Source organism: Nocardia sp. NPDC005978, from assembly GCF_040614455.1.
Classification (GTDB): domain Bacteria; phylum Actinomycetota; class Actinomycetes; order Mycobacteriales; family Mycobacteriaceae; genus Nocardia.
In genome coordinates, this window is the sequence record NZ_JBEXUS010000029.1 from 55,819 (window position 1) to 75,996 (window position 20,178).

The window sequence follows — 20,178 nt, forward strand, 5'->3', positions numbered from 1 at the left end:
CGCTCGCTGACAAGGAAGCACGACGTGACCGAGCCGCTACTCCGAATCACCGGTCTGAACAAGAGTTTCGGCCCGGTGCACGTACTCCATGATGTGGACTTCACCGTGCCGGCGGGGGAGGTGACCGCGTTGGTCGGCGACAACGGCGCGGGCAAATCCACACTCGTGAAATGTGTCGCGGGCATCCACCCGGCCGACTCCGGAGAGATTCGCTTCCGGGGCGAGCCGGTCCAGGTGAAAGCGCCCAAAGACGCTGCCGCACTGGGCATCGAGGTCGTCTACCAGGACCTGGCCCTGGCCGACAATCTCGACATCGTGGCCAACATGTTCCTGGGCCGCGAACGTGGGAGACCGTGGCTGCTGGACGAGGCGAGTATGGAGGAGGCGGCGCGGCGCACGCTCGCTTCGCTGGGCGTGCGCACCGTGAAATCGGTGCGCACGCCGGTGGCGGCTCTGTCGGGCGGGCAGCGGCAGACCGTGGCCATCGCCAAGGCGGTGCTGTGGAACAGCGAGCTGGTGCTGCTGGACGAGCCCACCGCCGCCCTCGGCGTGGCCCAGACCAGGCAGGTGCTGGATCTGGTGCGGCGCTTGGCCGAACAGGGTCTGGGCGTGGTGCTGATCAGCCACAATCTGGCCGACGTCTTCGAGGTCGCCGATCGCATCGCGGTGCTGTACCTGGGCCGCACTGCCGCGCAGGTGCGGACCGCGGAGGTCACCCATGCCCAGGTGGTCGAATTGATCACCGCGGGTCGCTCCGGCGATCTCGGCCTGGCTCGGCCCGAGGCGGTGGCGCTGTGAACGAACAAGCGGCGGAACAGGGTTCGGTAACCCTGCGCAAGACGGATTCGGCGGTCGCCGATTTCGGGATAGACACCACCACCCTGTCCACGGCGGAGGCCGTGCGCGACTACCTCGCGCGCCTGCGCGCCGGGGAGATCGGCTCGCTGCCCGCGCTGCTGGGTCTGGTGGCGCTGGTGGTCCTGTTCTCGGTCCTGTCCGATGTCTTCCTCTCGCTCAACAACATCGCCAACCTGCTCGCCCAGGGCGCGGGCCAGACGATCATCGCGATCGGCATCGTGTTCGTGCTGCTCATCGGCGAGATCGACCTCTCGGCGGGCACCGCCTCGGGGGTGGCGGGCGCGGTGCTGGCCATGCACTACGTGGAGAACGGAAACCTGCTCTCGGGCATGGGATCCACCGTGTTCTTCCTGTTCATCGCCATGCTGGTGCTCGCGGCGCTGCTGGCCGGCCTGCTGCGGATCTGGCCCGGGGTCGCGTTCTCGCTGCTCGGGGTGCTGATCACGGTGCTCGGGCTGGCCGCGAACCCGTGGGTGGAGATGGTGCTGGCGGTCTGCGTCGGCGTCGGAATCGGCTGTGTCACCGGCTTTCTCATCGCGAAGATCGGGATGCCGTCCTTCGTCGTCACCCTGGCCCTGTTCCTGACCTGGCAGGGGGTCATCCTCCAGCTCATCGGCGAGGGCGGGGTGCTGGGCATCAGCTCCTCACCCGTGCTGGACAAGGTGGCCAACGGCAACCTGTCCACGGTGGGCAGCTGGGCGCTGTGCGTGGTGGCGGCGGGCGGCTACGCGGCGGTCACCCTGGGCGGGCAGCTGCTGCGGCGGCGGCGCGGGCTCGTGACCCCGCCCACGCCGCTGGTGGTCGCGAAGGTGCTGGCGCTCGGCGTCTTCGCGATCGGCGTGACGGCCCTGCTGACCATGAATCGCTCACCGAGTGCGCTGATCGAGATCTCCGGTGTGCCCTACGTGGTCCCGATCGTGCTGGTCCTGCTGGTGGCCGGTACGTACGTGCTGACTCGCACGACCTACGGCAGGCACATCTACGCGGTCGGCGGCAACGCCGAGGCCGCGCGCCGGGCGGGTATCAACGTAACTCGTTTGCGGGCAAGCGTTTTCGTCATCTGCTCGGCGTGCGCCGCCGTCGGCGCGATCGTCTACTCGTCCAAGGTGGGCTCGGTGGATCCGCAGGCGGGCGGGCTCAACACGCTGCTGTTCGCGGTCGGCGCGGCCGTGATCGGCGGCACCTCGCTGTTCGGCGGCAAGGGCCGGGTGGCCGACGCGGTGATCGGCGGGGCGGTGCTGGCGGTGGTGTCCAACGGGCTCGGTCTGCTGAGTCAGCCGGCCGCGGTGGTGTCCATCGTCACCGGTCTGGTGCTGCTGCTGGCGGCGACCGTCGACGCCCTGTCCCGCCGTCGTACGGCGGTGGCACGGCGATGAGGGCGGGCGTACCCGTGCCGGGCGGGGCCGCGCTGGCCCGCGCGGTAGTGGTATTGCTTTCTCCATGACCGTCGCCCGACCGGACGAGGTGCGCCGCTTCAACCGGTCGAGCCTCCTGCGCCTGCTGCATACCGGGGGCCCGGCCACGCGCGCGGCGCTGGCCGCCGCCCTGGGCCTGAATCGTTCCACCATCAAGATGCTGGTGGACGGGCTCGCCGCGGGCGGGCTGATCGAGGAGCGCGTGCCGCGCCTGGCCCGGGGCGCGGGCAGGCCCTCACTGCTGGTGCTGCCGCAGCCGCACGCGGCCGCGGTGCTGGCGGTCGACGTGCAGGCCGAACGGGCCGCGATCGCGGTCATCGGATTCGGCGGCCAGATCCTGGGCCGCAACAGCTGGAATCTGCATGGGCGGCAACGGGAACCGGAGGAGGTGATCACCCATGTCGCCGAGTCCGCGGCACTGCTCACCGGCGACCTCGGGATCTCGCCCATGGCGGTGGGGGTGTCGGTGCCGGGTGTGGTGCGCCGCGCCGACGGGCTCGTGCACGCGGCGGTCGATCTCGGGTGGTCCGAGGTGGCCCTGGGCAAGCGATTGAGCACGGTGCTCGAGTTACCCGTGGTGGTGGGCAACGACGCCGAATTCGGTGCGCTGGCAGAACATGTGCGCGGTGCGGGTCGCGGTGCGAACGACACCGTGTTCGTCTCCGCCGATGTGGGGGTGGGCGGCGGACTGATCGCGCAGGGCGCGCTGTTGCGCGGGGCCGCGGGCTATCTGGGCGAGATCGGCCATATGAGCGTGCGCCCCGACGGCCGCCCGTGCCACTGCGGCAATACCGGTTGCTGGGAGACCGAGGTCGGCGAGGCGGCGCTGTGCCGCGCGCTGGGCCTGCCCGGCTACGGTCCGCGCGGGGTGATCGTGGCCGAACTGCGTGCGCTCCAGGACAACTGGGAGCCCGCGTTGCGCGACTACCTGGATTGGCTCACCCTCGGCCTGGTCAACGTCGTCAACATCCTCGGCCCCGAACTCGTGGTGCTGGGCGATCTGTTCACCGCGCTGCCCGATGCGGCCGTCGCACGGGTCGGTGCACAGGTGCGCGGGCGCAGCATGGTCAGCCGCGCGATCGGTGGCGTGCGGATCGAGAAGTCCGGGCTGGGACCCGATCTCAAGCTGCTCGGTGCGGCCGAAGCGGCGTTCGGTGACGTCCTGGCCCGCCTGTGAACGCGTCGTGACCTCGAAGAGTGTGCGCTCGCGCCCGGACAGCGGTTGAATTCTGATATGGAACAGCTTCCCGAGGATTGGCAGCGCGGCCTGGTCATCGTCGCGCACCCCGATGACATCGAATACGGCTGCGCCGCCGCGGTGGCCCGCTGGACCGCGCAGGGCAAGGACGTGCGCTACCTGCTCGTCACCAGCGGCGAGGCCGGTATCGCGGGCCTGCCGCCCGCCGAATCCGGGCCGCTGCGCGAGGACGAGGAACGCGCGAGCGCCAAGGTGGTCGGCGTGAGCGCGGTGGAGTTCCTCGGCTACCCGGACGGGCGCGTGGTCGAGAGCCTGGAACTGCGCCGCGATCTGGCCGCCGCCATTCGCAGGCATCAGCCGGAACTGGTGGTGCTGTTCAACTTCGGGGATATCTGGGCGCGCGGCTACGCCAACAGCGCCGATCACCGCGCCGTCGGGCGCGCGGCCCTGGACGCGGTCTCGGACGCCGGCAACGAGTGGATCTTCCCCGAGCTCGCCGATCTGCCCCGGCATTCCCCGCGCTGGGCCGCGGTGGCCGGGGTCGCCGACGGCAGCCACGCGGTGGATGTCAGCGACCACATCGAGCAGGCCGTCGAATCGCTCACCTGCCATCACCGCTACCTCGCGGCGCTGAGCGACGAACCGGTCGCCGACCAGGCCAGGGCGGTGCTGGAGATGACCTCCGGGCCCAAGGAGGGCTTCGCGGCCGCGCGGGCGGTCGCCTTCGAGCTGTATCACTTCGGCTGAGTTACCGCCTCGCGATCCCCGGCGGCGCGACACCGGTGGTGTTGGTGCCGCCGTTCCAGGCGAGATATGACACCCTGGGCGCGTGCGAGTAGCAGTGGTGGCCGGGCCGGATCCCGGACATGCCTTTCCGGCGATCGCCCTGTGCGTTCGATTGCTGGCGGCGGGCGACGAGCCGGTGCTGTTCACCAGCCCGCGCTGGTTCGACGCCGCGCGCGACGCCGGGATCGGGGTGCGCCGGCTGAAGGGCCTGGCGCCCCGGGCCGGGGACGACGACGCCGACGCCGGGGCCCGGATTCATGAACGGGCAGCGCACATCTCGACCGAGATCCTGCCCGATCTCAGCGCCATGCTGCCCGAGTTGGTGGTCTCCGACGTGCTGACCGCAGGCGGCGGCATGGCCGCCGAACGGCTCGGGCTGCCGTGGGTGGAGCTCTCACCGCATCCGCTGTACCTGCCGTCCAAGGGCCTGCCGCCGATCGGCAGCGGGCTCGCCGCGGGCGCGGGCGTGCGGGGCCGGGCGCGCGATTCGGTGTTGCGCACGCTGACCGCCCGCGACATTCGGCGCGGCGAGGCCCAGCGCGGAACGGCCCGCGCCAGTGTCGGTCTGGCGGCACAGGATCCGGGCCCGGCGGCCCGGCTGGTGGCGACGCTGCCCGCGCTCGAGGTGCCGCGCCCGGACTGGCCGGAGAACGCGCACCTGGTCGGCCCGCTGCTGTGGGAACCGACCAAGGACGTGCTGACGCTGCCGCCGGGGTCCGAGCCCCTGGTCATGGTCGCACCGTCGACCGCGCACACCGGCGTCGCCGACATGGTGGAGACGGTGCTGACGGGTCTGGACGGCGCGGGAGTGCGCGTCGCGGTGTCCACCCTGGACACCCCGCCCGCGGATCTACCGGCCTGGGCCACCGCGGGTTTGGGCCGTCAGGACGAGCTGCTGCGGCACGCCGCGGTGGTCATCGGCGGTGGCGGGCACGGGCTGCTGGCCAAATCGCTGCTGGCGGGGGTGCCGCTGGTGACGATTCCGGGTGGCGGCGATCAGTGGGAGCTGGCCAATCGCGCCGCGCGCCAGGGCAGTTCGATCCTGGTCCGCCCGCTGACCGCGGAGGCCGTGCGGGACGCGGTCGCCCGGGTGCTCGCGGAGCCGTCCTATCGGGCCGCCGCGCGCTCGGCCGCGGCCGGGATCTCGGTGGTCTCCGATCCGGTGCGGGTGTGCCACGACGTGCTGGCGGCCGCGCGCCTAGCGTAGGCTCGCGGCCGTGCGATTGACGGAATTCCAGGAGCTCTTGCATACCGAATTCGGTTCGGCGCGCGGCGATGCGCTGTTGATCGACCACGTGCTGCCGTCCATGGGACGCACGGGCGCGCAGGCCATCGAGGCGGGCGTGGATCCGCGGGTGGTGTGGCGGGCGCTGTGCGCGGAGTTCGACGTGCCGCGCGGGCGGTGGTGACCCGGCCCTGACGGGTCAGTCCTCGGACCGGGTCTTCTTCGCGTAGTGCCGGGTCGCCTTGGCCCGGTTGCCGCAGGTCAGCATGGAATGCCAGCGCCGGGTGCCGTTCTTGGACGTGTCGTAGAAGTAGAGCACGCAGTTCGGGTGCGCGCACTGCTTGATGCGTTCGGGCGCGACGCCCCACAGTCGCAGCAGATCATCGGCGGCCAGCCAGGCCGGCAACCAGCGCGCCTGCCCGACGTCGGGGAGGTCGGCGGGCCCGTCGGCGGTGAGCCTGCGGCGCACGCGGCCGTGGTCCAGGACGGCGTTCAGCTCGTCGAAGGAGCGGTCGCGCACGGTGTTCGCGATCGCCTCGCGGGCGGTGAGCAGGGCCCGCAGCGTGGGCTCGTCGGCCGGCGCGGTCAGGGCGTTCTCGGCCAGCCACTGCCGCAGGCCGTCCACGTCGGTGAGCAGGTCCTGCGGTCCGTCGGGGGAGATCCAGCGGGTATTGAGCAGGTCCAGGGCGAGGGGTTCGCCGAGATGCGGGCGGGGAACGAGCACGACTGAGGGTAACGGGCATGCGGCGGGCATCGCGGGATCACCACCTTTCTAACCTGTCATCTTAGTTACAGGGGTTGACGCGGGAGCGTCGCTCGATCTAATTTCTAACCTGTCAAACAAAGAACAACTGTTAGTTCTTCCCGTTCCAGAGACAGGACGCGCCATGCGACCACCACTGCCACCCTTCGATCTGGACTCGGCGAAAGCCAAGGTGCGGGCCGCCGAGAACGCGTGGAACAGCCGCGATCCCGAGACCGTCGCCAACGCCTACACCGCGGATTCGGTCTGGCGCAATCGCGAGGAGTTCCTGACCGGCCGCGCCGAGATCGTGGACTTCCTGAAGCGCAAATGGTCCGTCGAGAACGGCTACGCCCTGCGCAAGGAACTCTGGGGTTTCCGGGAGAACCGCATCGCCGTGCGCTTCCAGTACGAATGGCACGACGAGGCCGGGCAGTGGTGGCGCAGCTACGGCAACGAGCTGTGGGAGTTCTCGCCCGAGGGGCTCATGTCGCGCCGCGAGGCCAGCATCAACGACACCCGGATCGAGGAATCCGAGCGCCGGATCTTCGGCCCGCGCAGCGCCGAGGACGCGGAATGGGAGTTGCCGCTGCGGTAACTTCGCGCGACGGGTTGAGTCCGGGCGCGCCGAGGATCATGATCGATAGGAGCATCCCTGCTCTGGTTGCGCCCGAGCCACAGCGGTTTTCAGGTTCCCGGTACCCCGCTGTGGCCGGGCGCGCCGATTCAATCGACCGGAACCGGTTCGGGCCGCACGGTCATCGTGGTCTCGGCCCGGCGGAACAGTGCGAACGCCGCCGCCCCGAATCCGATGCCGACCGCGCCCGCCACCACCAGCGCGGTATCGAGACCGGCGACGAAGTCCGTGCGCGACAGCGGCTGCCCGTCCCCGGCCGCGCCGCGGAACACCGTGCCCAGCACCGCGACTCCCAGGGCGAGACCCAGCTGCCGGGCGGTGTTCACCGCGCCCGCCGCGATGCCCGCCTGCTGCGGCGGCACGGCCGCCATACTTGTCGACACCAGCGCCGGGGCATTGACGCCCGCGCCCGCGCCGATCACCACGAAGCCCGGAATCAAGGCCGTCCAGGAGGATTCGGGCCCGATGAGGGTGAGCAGCCCCGCGCCCGCGCCGATCACGATCAGGCCCGCGCCGATGGTCCAGGCCGGTGCGGCGTCGTGCAGGATCCGCCCGGTCGCCCCCGCGACCACGAACGCGGTGATCGCCATGGGCAGCATGGCCAGGCCGGTGTGCAGCGGCGACAGGTTCAGCTGCTGCTGCAGCCACAGCGAGATGAGCGGTGACGCCGCGAACGCGGCGAATGTCTGCCCGGACGCGCCGAACAGCGTCGCCGAGAACGTGCGGTTGCGCAGCAGCGCGAGCGGGAACATCGGTGCGGCGGTGCGGGATTCGATGACCGCGAACACCGCGAGCGCGCCGGCGCCGAGCAGCAGCGCGGCGAGCGCGAGGCCGTCGCCCCAGCCGTCTTCGCCGCCGCGGATGATGCCGAAGGTGAGTCCGGTCGCCGCGGTGGTGAAGGACAGCATGCCCGGCAGATCCGAGCCGCGGCCCGGAAGTCGTTGCGAGGCCGGGAAAGCGAGGACCGACAGGGCGATGGTCAGCGCGGCGACCGGCAGATTGACGTAGAAGATCCAGCGCCAGGACAGCAGATCGGTGAGCACGCCGCCGAGCACCACGCCCAGTGCGGCCGCCGCGCCGCCCACCGCGCCCCACGCGCCGAAGGCGATGCCGCGGTCGCGGCCGGTGTAGGTGGCGTGCAGCAGCGACAGGGTGGTGGCGAACATGGCCGCGCCGCCCACGCCCTGCAGCACCCGGGCGACGATGAGAATGCCGGTGCCGCCCGCCATTCCGCAGGCGAGTGACGCCAGCGCGAACAGGGTGAGCCCGGCCAGGTAGACGGGTTTGGCCCCGATCCGGTCCGCGACCGAACCCATGGCCAGCAGCAGGGCCGCCAGCGCCAGCGCGTAGCCGTCGACGATCCATTGCAGGCCCGAGAGCCCCGCGCCGAGATCGACGGTCATATCGGGGAGCGCGACATTGACGATGGTGACGTCGATGAGCAGCATGAGCGTGCCCAGGCACGCGGCGTACAGCGGAAGCCATTTCCGCACGGGAACCTCCGGGGGAGTGAACGAATGTGTTCGCTCAGCGTGTGACTCGCGCCTGTTTTGTCCTAGTCGCGGCCCGGAAATCGTTAGATTCCTCCTGTGGAGGTCGAAACACCGCATTATTCCGTCATTTTCGATGATCTCGATAAGCGAATCGTGCACGCGCTGGTCGTGGACGCGCGCATACCCTTCGCGAAACTCGGTGAGATCCTGGGTGTGTCGGAGCAGACGGTGGCGCGGCGGTATCGATCGCTGCGCGTGCGCGGGATCGTTCACCTCTCCGGGCAGGTGAACGTGGTGCCGCTCGGGCACGCGCGCTGGATCATGCGCATCAGATCCACGCCGGACGCCGCACTGCGACTGGGGGAGTCGCTGGCGCGGATACCCGACCTGAGCTGGGTTTCGCTGCTGTCCACCGGATCCGAGGTGATGTGCGTGAGCCGGGCGCGGTCGGCGCAGCGCCGCGACGCCCTGCTGCTGCAACTGATTCCGCGCGCGCCGCACGTGACCGGATTGCTCGCCTACGAAGTGCTGCACAACTTTCCGCTCGACGAGGAGTGGCCGCGCTACAGCCGGCTGTTCGACGCGGATCAGCTGCGGGAGCTGGGACCCCGTCGGCCGGTACAGGATCGGGCCGTGCACGAGCTGCCCATCGCGCTCTCGCTCGAGGACGAGGCCATGCTGGCCGTGCTCGGGCGGGACGCACGGGCCCCGTACGCGCAGCTGGCCGCGGCCACCGGGTGGAGCCCGCCCCGGGCGGCGCGGCGCATGAGCGAGCTCATCGACGCCGGGGTGCTGTACTTCGACCTCGATTTCGCCCTGGAGCGAATGGGTTTCGCGGTGCGCGCGGCGCTGTGGATGCGGACCCGGCCCGCGGATCTGGCGGCGGTGGGCGCGATTCTGGCCACCCATCCCGAGGTCACCTACGTCGCGGCCACTACCGGGCCGACCAATCTGACCGCCGCGCTGGTGTGCCGGGACACCTCGCACCTGTACCGGTATCTCACCGAGCGGCTGGGCGCGCTGGAGGGCATCACCGATGTGGAGGTGACGCCCGCGCTGCGGGTGTTCAAGCAGGCGCAGACGCTCCTGGACGCGGATCGGATCAATCCGGTGCCGTGACGGCGGGGACGGTCATGTGCGACAGCTATCGCCGGTGGCTGTTCCGTGTGGATTGGTCCTGCGTGTCGCGTGGCGTGGTGTTTGCCTCGAACAGGTGTTCGTTTAAGCTGTCGTCGGAACTTGTCGGTGCCGCCCTCTAACGTGGGCGCCAACCACAGATTGAGACTCACCCGTCGAAAAGGGGACCGGACGATGGCACCACAGGCATTCGATCGCGACAAAGCACTCGAACTCGCGCTCGCGCAGATCGAGAAGGGCTTCGGCAAGGGCGCGGTCATGCGCCTGGGCGAAGAGTCCCGCCAGCCCATCGCGGTGATTCCGACCGGCTCCATCTCGCTGGACGTCGCGCTCGGCATCGGCGGTCTGCCGCGTGGTCGCGTCGTGGAGATCTACGGTCCGGAATCCTCCGGTAAGACCACGGTCGCGCTGCACGCGGTGGCCAACGCGCAGGCCCTCGGCGGCGTGGCGGCGTTCATCGACGCCGAGCACGCGCTCGATCCCGATTACGCCCGCAAGCTCGGCGTCGACACCGACGCGCTGCTGGTCTCCCAGCCCGACACCGGTGAGCAGGCGCTCGAAATCGCCGACATGCTGGTGCGTTCCGGTGCCATCGACATCATCGTCATCGACTCCGTCGCCGCCCTGGTGCCGCGCGCGGAAATCGAGGGCGAGATGGGTGACAGCCACGTCGGCCTGCAGGCCCGCCTCATGAGCCAGGCGCTGCGCAAGATGACGGGCGCGCTGAACAACTCGGGCACCACCGCGATCTTCATCAACCAGCTGCGCGAGAAGATCGGCGTGATGTTCGGCTCCCCCGAGACCACCACCGGTGGTAAGGCGCTGAAGTTCTACGCTTCGGTCCGCCTGGACGTGCGCCGCATCGAGACCCTCAAGGACGGCAGCGACGCGGTCGGTAACCGCACCCGCGTCAAGGTCGTCAAGAACAAGGTCAGCCCGCCGTTCAAGCAGGCCGAGTTCGACATCCTCTACGGGCAGGGCATCTCCAAGGAGGGCTCGATCATCGATATGGGTGTCGAGCACGGCTTCATCCGCAAGTCCGGCTCCTGGTACACCTACGAGGGCGACCAGCTCGGCCAGGGCAAGGAGAACGCCCGCAAGTTCCTGCTCGAGAACAACGACGTGCGCGACGAGATCGAGAAGAAGATCAAGGAGAAGCTCGGCATCGGCGCCGATGTCACCGCGGAAGCTGCGGCGGCGGCCCCGGCCGACTTCTAGGCCCTCATGCCCGATGAACGTCCCGCCACCGGGCCCCGGCACCTTCCGCCGGGGCCCGATGGTTCGCGCCTGGACGCGGTAGAAAGCCTCCGGCGCCAGTTCGACGGTTCGAAATCTCGAAAGTCCCGCTCGCGCGGCGGTTCCCGCTCCGACCCGTGGGCTCCCACCAGCCGCTGGGATGAAGGCGGCTCCGCCGGCAACTGGGATTCCGGCGCCGCCGCCGACGAGTCCGCCCGCGTGGCAACCAATTCCCGCCACGTCTCGGACTGGGAGAACGCCGCCCCGCCCGCCGAGGATGATCCGTGGGGCCGGGCCGCGGTCGCCGAGGACGACGCCTGGCGCGGGGTCTCCACCGACGATTCCTGGGATCGGACCGGCGACCGCGAAGATCCCTGGGCCGCACCGTCCGAGCCCGACGGCACGATCCGCACCGAGCCGGATGGCCGGAACGAGTTCGGGGCGGACGCGCGCTATGCCGCGGCGCAGCGCACAGCAGACCCGCGCGACGCCCTGTCCGCACCCGGCTCGGATGCCGCACGGCCGCACCGCGGCTCCGAATACTCCGGTCGGCGTCGGCCGAACGGGCAGCGAGAACAAGCGTCGCCCGCCCCGGGCGACATCGATCGTCCCCGCTCCGAAAACCGCTCGGCGGCAACATATCCCGACGCCGACGCCCCGGATTCCGCGAGCCCGCCCCGTCGTGCCCGCCGCTCGCGTCCGGTACCCGAGGACTCCGGCGAGCCGCCCCGCATCGAGGATCTGCTGCGCGCGGGCCTGCTCCGCCGCGGCACCGGTCCGGCGGGCGAATCGGGCGGTGCGGAGTCGGCGACGAAGCGGTCGCCACGTCTCGGTGAGGATGATCCGCACAACGGCGAACGCGGCCGATCACGTGGCGACGATGAGCCTTCTGGGGCACGGCAGTTCGGTGCTGACGACCTGCGGGATGGTCGATCGTACGGTGGTGCGGCGGACGCGGACGAGCTCGAGCGCGAAGATCGTGGACGACGGCGGCGCGGGGGCCGGCGGGGTCGCGAGGATTCGGCGGGGGCACGGGACGACGACGAGTCGCGCGAGGGCGGGCGGTCGCGGCGGGCCCGGCGGATGCCGGGGGAGCCGTTGCCGGACGGCGGCACCGAGGTCGCGGCCAAGGACGCGTGTTTGCGGTTGCTGACCGATCGGGCGCGCAGCCGGTCGGAGCTGGCGGATCGGCTGGCCACCAAGGGATTCAGCGTCGAGGTCGCCAATCGGGCGCTGGATCGCCTCACCGAGGTGGGGTTGATCGACGACGCCGCCTTCGCGCAGGAGTGGGTCTACTCCCGGCACACTTTCTCGGGCAAAGGAAAGAAGGCGCTCGCGCTGGAGTTGCGGCGCAAAGGCATCGACGAGGAGCAGGCGCAGGAGGCGCTCTCGACGATCAGCTCCGACGACGAAACCGAGCGCGCCGCCGAACTGGTCCGGCGCAAGCTCCGTTCCCTGCCCGCGTCCCTCGACCGCGAGAAAGCGATCCGCCGCCTGGTCGGCATGCTGGCCCGGCGCGGCTACAACCCCGGCACCGCCTACACGGTCGTCAAAGCCGAGCTGGAAGGCTTCACCTTCGCCGCGCCCGGCGACGATTCCGAGGAATAGCGCACCGGCACGGGGACCGATCACCGATCCGCCGACCGGAGCCCTGGACAGCCGCTCGGTGTCGTATCACCGGCCGCCGCTTGCGATCCGACCGGTCGGCCATCCTGGAATGGGGTCGGTTCCAGCGGCTCGACCGGCCTGGAGGTCGATCCCGCGTGTGGTCCCGGACCGGGACGGTGCCGCCTTCGTGACGGTGTCGAATCGGCGGGCCCGCGCCTGAATCCGGTGTGCCTTCGGGTGGGATCAGTGCACGAAAAGCGCTGGCTTTCCTCGTGGTTCGCGCGGCCGTCACCGTGTCAGCGGACCTGTCAGTCGGCTGTCAGCGTCGTGTCAGCCGGGCCGGACAGAGTGTGTACATCAACGAAGCGAGCGGCACCGGGAACCGAAACCCCGGGGCCGCAACCGAAACCGAGGAGTACACCATGTCGAACGCCACCGTCGCCCTGACCGCCCAGGACCAGAGCGTCCTGCGCACCGCCGCCTACGGCGCGATCACCCTGCTGGCCGCCGCCGGCGCCAAGAGCGTCTCCCGCGGCTCCGCCGCACTGCTGTCCGCGACGGGACTGGTCGGGCACGTGCTCTCCGGCAGGTCCAACGACATCCACCTGACCGGCAAGTCGGTCGCCGAGCTGGCCGAGCAGATCCTGCCGAGTCTGACCGCCACCGTGGGGTTGCTCGAGGAGTACCCGGGCGAGGCGGCCAACTTCCGCGACACCATCATGGTCGCCGTGGCGGCCGCCTCGCAGCCGAAGAAGGGCGAGCCCGCCCCCGCGGTGGTCGCGATGTCCCAGAAGATCGCCGCGGCGCTCGCGGCGTGACCCCGGCACCGGTGGCTCCGGCCACCGCGGTCGGGCCGCGGCGGGTCGTCACCGCCGCGGCTGGTCGAAAGTGTTGTGGACCAACGGATGCGGCCTCGCCGGTTATCGGCGAGGCCATATCGGCGCGTGCTGGGGGCGGGTACGCAGGATCAGTTGGCGGGGGCGGGCATCACCCCGCGCGGCACGACCCGGACGAAATCGGTGGGCCCCAGCTTCCCGCCGACGCCGACGCAGGTGACGTCGACGCCGCCGCCGGGCGCGCTCGCGGGCGCGGCGATCGTGTAGAACGGCAGGTAGGTGCCGCCGTGGGCGGCGGATTCGGGTTCGGCGTCGGCCGGGGGCGGCAGCAGTTCCACCGGGTTACCCGCGGAATCGGCCACCGTGCACTGCACCCAGGCGGGCTCCCACTTCGCCTTGCCCTTGATGTCGAGCACCGCGTCCGCCGGCACCGCCACCCGCTGAGTGTCGCCCAGCGGAATCCGCACGCCCCCGCCCTGTTCGCCCGGGTCGTCGCTCTCGTTCGCGGGCCCGGGCGTCGGGGTGACCGACGTGACCGTCGTGACGGGCGCACTCGGCGTCCCGGCCTCGGCCCCGGCATCGTCCTTCGTCGAACACCCGGCCATCGCCAGCCCCGCCGCCGCGACAGCCGCTACCACCACAACCTTCTTCCCATCGAACATCGCAACCTCCCGACTAGACGAATGAGTTCAGACGGTAAACCGGCAGCATTCAAACCGCTGTTACCTCGAGTGGCACCTGTCACGCCCGCCGATAAAAGCGATGAAACTAGCCATGAAAAGCTCTTATAGAACAAAACCGCACGGTGATGATAGGCGAGTTCATCAATCGAATCGGCGGAGTTCAGCGATTGACACGCCCCGCGAGAAAGATTCGGCAACCTTTTCGCACACAAGACATCTCATCTCCCCGAAACCCGTTCCCGATCTCCGCCGTCGCCCGATGCGATGATCGGACGGTGAACACGGACCTCGAAACGGCACTCACGGCCGTGGCCTCCGCGTTCGACACCTACCCCCGCCGCCCGGTTCTCGACCGCTGCCCCCACTGCGGCGCGCCGGTCCACATCGACCGGGTAACTCCCTTTTGACTGCTGATCAAGCTCGGCAACACCGTCGGCGATCGCGCCGACGTGAAGGCTTTGTTGCCGATGTTCCTGCGCCGGTTGGCCACCACCACCGAACTCGATGCTGACCTGGTACTCGGCCTGCTCGACCGCAACGAGTGGCTGAGCTGGCCGCCCGTGGAACAGCGGGCGGTGATGGGGACCGGTGCGGAACCGTTTGGTTCAGTGCAGGATTCGGCCCGTGTGCCGGGTGGGGGCGCGCCGGGGGCGTCGGTGATCGGTGCGACCCGCGGGGCGCGGGGTCGCGAGGCGAACCGGGGAATCGGGGCGTCTGGGCAGAGTTTCGGCGGCACCCAGGCGGTTTCGGGCATCCTCCACCAGTCGGGCGCCGATCGCGGCGGCCAGGGCCGCGCAGAGGGCGGCGAGGGGGGCGATGACCGCGGCCACTATCAGGCCGAGGTACAGCTGCCTGCGCGCACGGTCATGGTCGCTCATGAGATTCAGTATGAGAGCCGGGAGCGCCGATTGTCCTGCTCTCCAGTGACATTGGCCGTAACGACTCGGTCCGGCGGAACGGGATCGGCCGGAACCGGACAGCGAACCGGCCTCGGAGGCGTAACCTCCGGGGCCGGTCGCGGCTGTTTCGACGGGGCAGGCGCCTACTTCTTGCCGCCGGTCAGATCCATGCCCGGGGTCGCGTCGGCGATGTTGGCGTCCGCCGCCACCACGGCGCTGCTGCCGCGCTTGCGGGTGCGCAGCCACTTCTCCAGGCGCGTGGCCACCACGGACAGCGCGTAGTTGAGCACGATCATCAGCGCGGCCACGACGAGCAGCGCGGGAATGGTGTTCTGCTCCGCAGCGCCCAGGCGCTTGCCGGCCCGCACCACCTCGGGATAGGTGATGGCGTAGCCGAGCGCGGAATCCTTGAGCGCCACCACCATCTGCGACACCAGCGCGGGCAGCATGGCGGTGATCGCCTGCGGCAGCAGCACCAGCCGCATGAGCTGGCCCTTGCGCATGCCGAGCGCGACCGCCGCCTCGCCTTGACCGCGCGGCAGCGAGCGAATGCCCGAGCGCACGATCTCGGCGATGACCGAGCCGTTGTAGATGGTCAGCGCCGTCACCACCGCCGCCAGCGCCAGCTGATCGGAGGGGAAGACGTTGTATTCGGAGTAGATCGCGAACAGGAAGATCATCAGGATCAGCACCGGGATGGCCCGGGACAGCTCGACCACCGCGCCCGCGGTCCAGCGCACCGCCCGATGATCGGAGAGCCGCAGAATGCCGAAGGTCATGCCGATCACCAGCGCCAGCGTGATCGACAGCACCGCCGCGACCACCGTGCCCCGCAGGCCCGGCAGCAGGTAGGTCGTCCAGACCTGCCCCTCCAGGAACGGCTTCCACTTCTCCGCGGTGAACTGATCCTTCTCCGCGAGCCCGCTGTAGACGAACCAGCCCGCCGCCAGCAGCAGCGCCACCACGACCACCGAATACAGCCGATAACGCAGGCGCGCCTTGGGGCCGGGCGCGTCATACAGGACCGATGCCGACGTCATCGCGCCACCTCGTATCGTTTGGCCAGCCAGCCGAACAGCAGCCCGGCGGGCAGGGTGAGCAGCACGAAGCCGGTCGCGAAGATCGCGCCGACCAGCAGCGGCGCGGCCTCGACCTCGATCATGTCGTCCATCAGCAGCGCGGCCTCGCTGACACCGATCACCGAGGCCACGGTCGAGTTCTTGGTCAGCGCGATGAACACGCTGCCCAGCGGCGCGATCACCGCGCGAAAGGCCTGCGGCAGCACCACGACTCGCAAATTCTGGAAGAAGGTCAGGCCCAGCGAGCGCCCGGCCTCGGACTGCCCCAGCGGCACGGTGTTGATGCCCGAGCGCAGCGATTCACAGACGAAAGCCGCCGTGTACACGCTCAATCCGAGCACCGCGTACCGGAAGTTGTTCTCCATCAGGTCGTTCGGACCGTCCGGCGCGAGCTTGATCTGCAGGGTCGTGTACAGGCCGAGCGAGCAGAACACGATGATGACGGTCAGCGGCGTGTTGCGGAAGATGTTGACGTACGCCGTGCCGACCCAGCGCGCGATCGGCACCGGCGAGACCCGCATGCCGGCCACGATGGTGCCCAGAATCAGCGCGCCGAGCGCCGAATAGAGCGTCAGTTTGATGGTCACCCAGAACGCGTCGTACAGCTGGGTGTCGTACCGGGAGATCAAGTCGAACACGGCTGTCGCGTCCCTCCGATCGAAATGCGAAGCGTGCCGGGCGGATTCATGTGAAACGCCCGGCACGCGCCTTCAACTCAGTAGCGGTCGACCGTCGGCGGGGTGGGCACCTCGAAGCCGACGCCCGCGAAGTTCTTCTCCACCGCGGCCTTCCAGGCGCCGCTGCTGATCATCGACTCGATCGCATCATTGATCTTGTTGCGCGACTCGGTGTCGCCCTTCTTCACACCGATGCCGTACTTCTCGGTGGTGAACGGCTGACCCACGACCTTGAACACGCCCGGCTGCTGCGCCGCGTAACCGGCCAGGATCACCGCGTCGGTGGTGACCGCGTCCACGGCCTTGCCCTTGAGCCCCTCGAGGCACAGCGAGTACGTGTCGTACGTCTGCAGCTGGGTCTCGGGGTAGTTCTTCTCGATGTTCTGGGCCGGGGTCGAACCCTTGACCGAGCACACCTTCTTGCCCTTGAGGCTGTCCGGCCCGGTGATGTCGGTGTTGTCCGAGCGCACCAGGAACGACTGTCCCGTAATGAAATACGGACCCGCGAAGTCGACCTTCTCCTTGCGCTTGTCGTTGATCGAGTAGGTCGCGACGACGAAGTCGACCTGCCCGTTCTCGATCAGCGTCTCACGCTGGGCGGACGGCGACTCGACGAACTTGATATCCCCGGACTTCACGCCCAGCTTGTCGGCGACATAGGTGGCCACGTCCACGTCGAACCCGCTGAACGAGCCGTCCTTGTTCTGCAGCCCCAGACCCGGCTGATCGAACTTGATGCCGATCGTCAGCTTGCCGTCGGCCGCGTTCTCAGTGGCCGTCTTGTCGCTGCCGCCGCCGCAACCGGCCGCGACGACCGCGATGGCCAGCGCTCCGGCCGCGATCTTGAACGTGTGTGCGAACCTCATCGAAAGTCCTCTTCTCTCGGTAAAACTCTCCCGGCGATACCCGGAACGAAATGTGCCGAACGGTCAGTGGCTGAGGATCTTGCCCAGGAAATCCTTGGCGCGATCGGATTCGGGTGCGGTGAAGAACTTTTCCGGATCGGTGTCCTCGACGATCTGCCCGTCGGCCATGAACAGCACGCGATTACCGGCTTTGCGCGCGAAGCCCATCTCGTGGGTGACCACGACCATGGTCATGCCGTCCTTGGCCAGCTGCACCATGACCTCGAGGACCTCGGACACCATCTCCGGATCCAGCGCGGAGGTGGGCTCGTCGAACAGCATCACCTTGGGATTCATGGCCAGCGCGCGAGCGATCGCGACGCGCTGCTGCTGTCCGCCGGACAGCTGCGCCGGATACTTGTCGGCCTGGTTGGCGATGCCGACCCGGGTCAGCAGCTCCATGGCGGCGGCCTTGGCCTTGGCCTTGTCCATGCCGCGCACCTTGACCGGTGCGAGCATGACGTTCTCGAGAATGGTCTTGTGCGCGAACAGGTTGAAGGACTGGAACACCATGCCCACGTCGGCGCGCAGCTTGGCCAGGGCACGGCCTTCGTCGGGCAGTTCCACCCCGTCGATGGCGATGGTTCCGGAATCGATGGTCTCGAGCCGGTTGATGGTGCGGCACAGGGTCGACTTGCCGGATCCGGACGGTCCCACCACGATCACGACCTGCCCCTTGGGCACTTCGAGGTTGATGTCCCGCAGAACGTGCAGCGAGCCGAAGTGCTTGTCCACCGTCCGCATGGAGATCATCGGCGCGGATTTCGTGACGGATACAGGCGCGTCGGTCATGACCAGTGACCTTAGAGGGATCATGCCCGAAATGCTCGTCTTTGCTCTGGCAAAGGACACTGTGCCGGGACTCGACATCCCCGCGTAACCGCGGGTTGACGCTCGTGTGACCGGGGAGAGCCAGGTCACCGTCCGCGGACGGGGTGGATGGGCACATCCGCACAGCCATTACCCTGGTTGGGTGAATTCGTTGGCGCAGGTTTCGGCACTCGGCGTGGTTGACGGGCTCGGCACGGACGCGGAGCCGGGTGCGACCACGCGGACCTACGAGGTCCGCACCTACGGGTGCCAGATGAACGTGCATGACTCCGAACGCCTCTCGGGTCTGCTCGAGGATGCCGGCTACCGCCGCGCGGTCCCGGGCGCCACCGCCGACCTGGTGGTCTTCAATACCTGCGCGGTACGCGAGAACGCCGACAACAAGCTGTACGGCACGCTCGGGCACCTCGCGCCGATCAAGGCCGAGCGCCCCGGCATGCAGATCGCCGTCGGCGGCTGCCTGGCGCAGAAGGACCGCGACACCGTGGTCAAGAAGGCCCCCTGGGTCGATGTGGTGTTCGGCACCCACAACATCGGCTCGCTGCCGGTGCTGCTCGAGCGTGCCCGCCACAACGAGCAGGCGCAGGTCGAGATCATCGAATCGCTCGAGGCGTTCCCGTCCACGCTGCCCGCCAAGCGCGAATCCGCCTATGCCGGGTGGGTGTCGATCTCGGTGGGCTGCAACAACACCTGCACGTTCTGCATCGTTCCGGCGCTGCGCGGCAAGGAGGTCGACCGCCGTCCCGGCGACGTGCTGGCCGAGGTGCAGGCCCTGGTCGACCAGGGCGTGCTCGAGGTGACCCTGCTGGGACAGAACGTGAACGCCTACGGCGTCTCGTTCGCCGATCCCACCGAGGAGCGCGACCGCGGCGCGTTCGCGAAATTGCTGCGCGCCTGCGGGAGCATCGAGGGGCTCGAGCGCGTGCGCTTCACCTCCCCGCATCCGGCCGAGTTCACCGACGACGTCATCGAGGCGATGGCCGAGACGCCCAATGTGTGCCCGCAGCTGCACATGCCGCTGCAGTCGGGTTCGGACCGGGTGCTCAAGGCGATGAAGCGGTCCTACCGCAGCAAGAAGTTCCTGGGCATCATCGAGAAGGTTCGCGCGGTCATGCCGCACGCGGCCATCACCACCGACATCATCGTGGGCTTCCCGGGGGAGACCGAAGAAGATTTCCAGGCGACGCTGGACGTGGTGCGCGAGGCGCGCTTCACCAGCGCGTACACCTTCCAGTACTCGATTCGCCCGGGCACGCCGGCCGCGGACATGCCCGATCAGCTGCCCAAGGAAGTGGTGCAGGAGCGCTACATGCGCCTCATCGCGCTGCAGGAGCAGATGTCGCTGGAGGGTAACCAGGCGCTCATCGGCACCCGGGTCGAGCTGCTCGTCGCCGAGGGCGCGGGCAAGAAGAACGCCGCCACCGCGCGCATGAGCGGGCGGGCCCGCGACGGCCGGCTGGTGCACTTCCGGCCGCCCGCCGACCTGCCCGCGGGCTCGGAGATCCGGCCCGGCGACATCGTCACCGTGGACGTCACCGAAGCGGCCCCGCATCACCTCATCGCCGACAGCGCGGTCTTCAGCCATCGCCGCACCGCCGCGGGCGACGCCCACGAACGCGGGGTCACCCCGAAGACCGCGCCGATCGGCGTCGGGCTGGGGCTGCCGCGTATCGGTGCGCCCGTGGTCGTGGAGACGGCGGCGGCCGGTTGCGGCTCGGCCTGCGGCGACTGATTCCGGAACCGCCGGCTGCGGCTCGCTCCGGTATTGCGCGGCGGCCGATGGCGGCGTCGGGAGTGGCGGCCGATCCCGGGGGCTCGCCGATTCGGCCCGTGTTCCCGGGCCTGATTCCGACACCCCGTAGTAGATCGAATCGGCGGCCGGGCATGATGTGGGTCGACACCACTCCCGCATGACTCAGGACCACACCCCATG

The 20,178-nt window shown here is 69.4% G+C and carries 20 protein-coding genes; 12 read left to right on the forward strand and 8 right to left on the reverse strand.

The genetic code is table 11. From position 1 onward, the window contains the following. Positions 1 to 24: 24 nt before the first annotated feature. From ABZ319_RS15935 to ABZ319_RS15960, 6 genes are all read left to right on the forward strand, one after another. The gene (locus ABZ319_RS15935; protein ID WP_354987142.1) at positions 25 to 798 is read left to right on the forward strand and encodes an ATP-binding cassette domain-containing protein; all 774 of its coding nucleotides are present in this window, start codon (positions 25 to 27) and stop codon (positions 796 to 798) included. After that, entirely contained in the window at positions 795 to 2,234 is a 1,440-nt protein-coding gene (locus tag ABZ319_RS15940) for an ABC transporter permease (RefSeq protein WP_354987143.1), read from the forward strand. The genes ABZ319_RS15935 and ABZ319_RS15940 overlap by 4 nt, the downstream gene beginning before the upstream one ends. 64 nt (positions 2,235 to 2,298) lie before the next feature. Then, positions 2,299 to 3,450: an ROK family protein gene (locus tag ABZ319_RS15945; RefSeq protein ID WP_354987144.1), complete on the forward strand. Its 1,152-nt coding sequence runs from the start codon at positions 2,299 to 2,301 to the stop codon at positions 3,448 to 3,450. A gap of 57 nt (positions 3,451 to 3,507) precedes the next feature. Beyond that, positions 3,508 to 4,218: a PIG-L deacetylase family protein gene (locus tag ABZ319_RS15950; RefSeq protein WP_354987145.1), complete on the forward strand. Its 711-nt coding sequence runs from the start codon at positions 3,508 to 3,510 to the stop codon at positions 4,216 to 4,218. A gap of 82 nt (positions 4,219 to 4,300) precedes the next feature. Then, positions 4,301 to 5,464, forward strand: a complete 1,164-nt coding sequence (locus ABZ319_RS15955; protein WP_354987146.1) for a nucleotide disphospho-sugar-binding domain-containing protein — start codon at positions 4,301 to 4,303, stop codon at positions 5,462 to 5,464. A gap of 10 nt (positions 5,465 to 5,474) precedes the next feature. Next, positions 5,475 to 5,666, forward strand: a complete 192-nt coding sequence (locus ABZ319_RS15960; protein ID WP_354987147.1) for a DUF3046 domain-containing protein — start codon at positions 5,475 to 5,477, stop codon at positions 5,664 to 5,666. A 15-nt stretch (positions 5,667 to 5,681) separates the two neighbouring features. Here the strand turns inward: ABZ319_RS15960 and ABZ319_RS15965 are convergent, their stop codons facing one another. Continuing rightward, complete coding sequence (locus ABZ319_RS15965) at positions 5,682 to 6,206, reverse strand: CGNR zinc finger domain-containing protein (RefSeq protein WP_354987148.1); 525 nt, start codon at positions 6,204 to 6,206, stop codon at positions 5,682 to 5,684. 163 nt (positions 6,207 to 6,369) lie between these two features. On the opposite strand from ABZ319_RS15965, the gene ABZ319_RS15970 reads away from it, so the two are divergent. Then, entirely contained in the window at positions 6,370 to 6,822 is a 453-nt protein-coding gene (locus ABZ319_RS15970; RefSeq protein ID WP_354987149.1) for a nuclear transport factor 2 family protein, read from the forward strand. A gap of 128 nt (positions 6,823 to 6,950) precedes the next feature. On the opposite strand, the gene ABZ319_RS15975 is transcribed toward ABZ319_RS15970, so the two are convergent. Further along, positions 6,951 to 8,354, reverse strand: coding sequence for an MFS transporter (locus tag ABZ319_RS15975; protein WP_354987150.1), 1,404 nt, complete (start codon positions 8,352 to 8,354; stop codon positions 6,951 to 6,953). A gap of 96 nt (positions 8,355 to 8,450) precedes the next feature. Here ABZ319_RS15975 and ABZ319_RS15980 point away from each other — a divergent pair, with 96 nt between their 5' ends. The 4 genes from ABZ319_RS15980 (at position 8,451) to ABZ319_RS15995 (ending at position 13,153) form a co-directional block, all read left to right on the forward strand. After that, the gene (locus ABZ319_RS15980; RefSeq protein WP_354987151.1) at positions 8,451 to 9,473 is read left to right on the forward strand and encodes an AsnC family transcriptional regulator; all 1,023 of its coding nucleotides are present in this window, start codon (positions 8,451 to 8,453) and stop codon (positions 9,471 to 9,473) included. A 192-nt stretch (positions 9,474 to 9,665) separates the two neighbouring features. Further along, positions 9,666 to 10,709, forward strand: a complete 1,044-nt coding sequence (recA, locus tag ABZ319_RS15985) for a recombinase RecA (protein WP_354987152.1) — start codon at positions 9,666 to 9,668, stop codon at positions 10,707 to 10,709. A 6-nt stretch (positions 10,710 to 10,715) separates the two neighbouring features. Then, positions 10,716 to 12,335 (forward strand): recombination regulator RecX, encoded by a 1,620-nt coding sequence (recX, locus tag ABZ319_RS15990; RefSeq protein WP_354987153.1) that lies wholly within the window; start codon positions 10,716 to 10,718, stop codon positions 12,333 to 12,335. Positions 12,336 to 12,757: 422 nt separating this feature from the next. Further along, complete coding sequence (locus ABZ319_RS15995; RefSeq protein ID WP_354987154.1) at positions 12,758 to 13,153, forward strand: hypothetical protein; 396 nt, start codon at positions 12,758 to 12,760, stop codon at positions 13,151 to 13,153. A gap of 149 nt (positions 13,154 to 13,302) precedes the next feature. Here ABZ319_RS15995 and ABZ319_RS16000 read toward each other — a convergent pair whose 3' ends face one another. From ABZ319_RS16000 to ABZ319_RS16025, 6 genes are all read right to left on the reverse strand, one after another. After that, entirely contained in the window at positions 13,303 to 13,833 is a 531-nt protein-coding gene (locus ABZ319_RS16000; RefSeq protein ID WP_354987155.1) for a hypothetical protein, read from the reverse strand. Between the two features lie 626 nt (positions 13,834 to 14,459). Further along, the gene (locus ABZ319_RS16005) at positions 14,460 to 14,732 is read right to left on the reverse strand and encodes a hypothetical protein (RefSeq protein WP_354987156.1); all 273 of its coding nucleotides are present in this window, start codon (positions 14,730 to 14,732) and stop codon (positions 14,460 to 14,462) included. Between the two features lie 164 nt (positions 14,733 to 14,896). Then, positions 14,897 to 15,793 (reverse strand): amino acid ABC transporter permease, encoded by an 897-nt coding sequence (locus ABZ319_RS16010; protein ID WP_354987157.1) that lies wholly within the window; start codon positions 15,791 to 15,793, stop codon positions 14,897 to 14,899. Next, complete coding sequence (locus ABZ319_RS16015) at positions 15,790 to 16,470, reverse strand: amino acid ABC transporter permease (RefSeq protein WP_354987158.1); 681 nt, start codon at positions 16,468 to 16,470, stop codon at positions 15,790 to 15,792. The genes ABZ319_RS16010 and ABZ319_RS16015 overlap by 4 nt, the downstream gene beginning before the upstream one ends. A gap of 77 nt (positions 16,471 to 16,547) precedes the next feature. Continuing rightward, complete coding sequence (locus ABZ319_RS16020) at positions 16,548 to 17,375, reverse strand: glutamate ABC transporter substrate-binding protein (RefSeq protein WP_354987159.1); 828 nt, start codon at positions 17,373 to 17,375, stop codon at positions 16,548 to 16,550. Between the two features lie 63 nt (positions 17,376 to 17,438). Then, positions 17,439 to 18,167: an amino acid ABC transporter ATP-binding protein gene (locus ABZ319_RS16025; RefSeq protein ID WP_354987168.1), complete on the reverse strand. Its 729-nt coding sequence runs from the start codon at positions 18,165 to 18,167 to the stop codon at positions 17,439 to 17,441. 331 nt (positions 18,168 to 18,498) lie between these two features. Here ABZ319_RS16025 and miaB point away from each other — a divergent pair, with 331 nt between their 5' ends. Next, positions 18,499 to 19,977: a tRNA (N6-isopentenyl adenosine(37)-C2)-methylthiotransferase MiaB gene (gene miaB, locus ABZ319_RS16030; RefSeq protein WP_354987169.1), complete on the forward strand. Its 1,479-nt coding sequence runs from the start codon at positions 18,499 to 18,501 to the stop codon at positions 19,975 to 19,977. Positions 19,978 to 20,178: the final 201 nt, after the last annotated feature.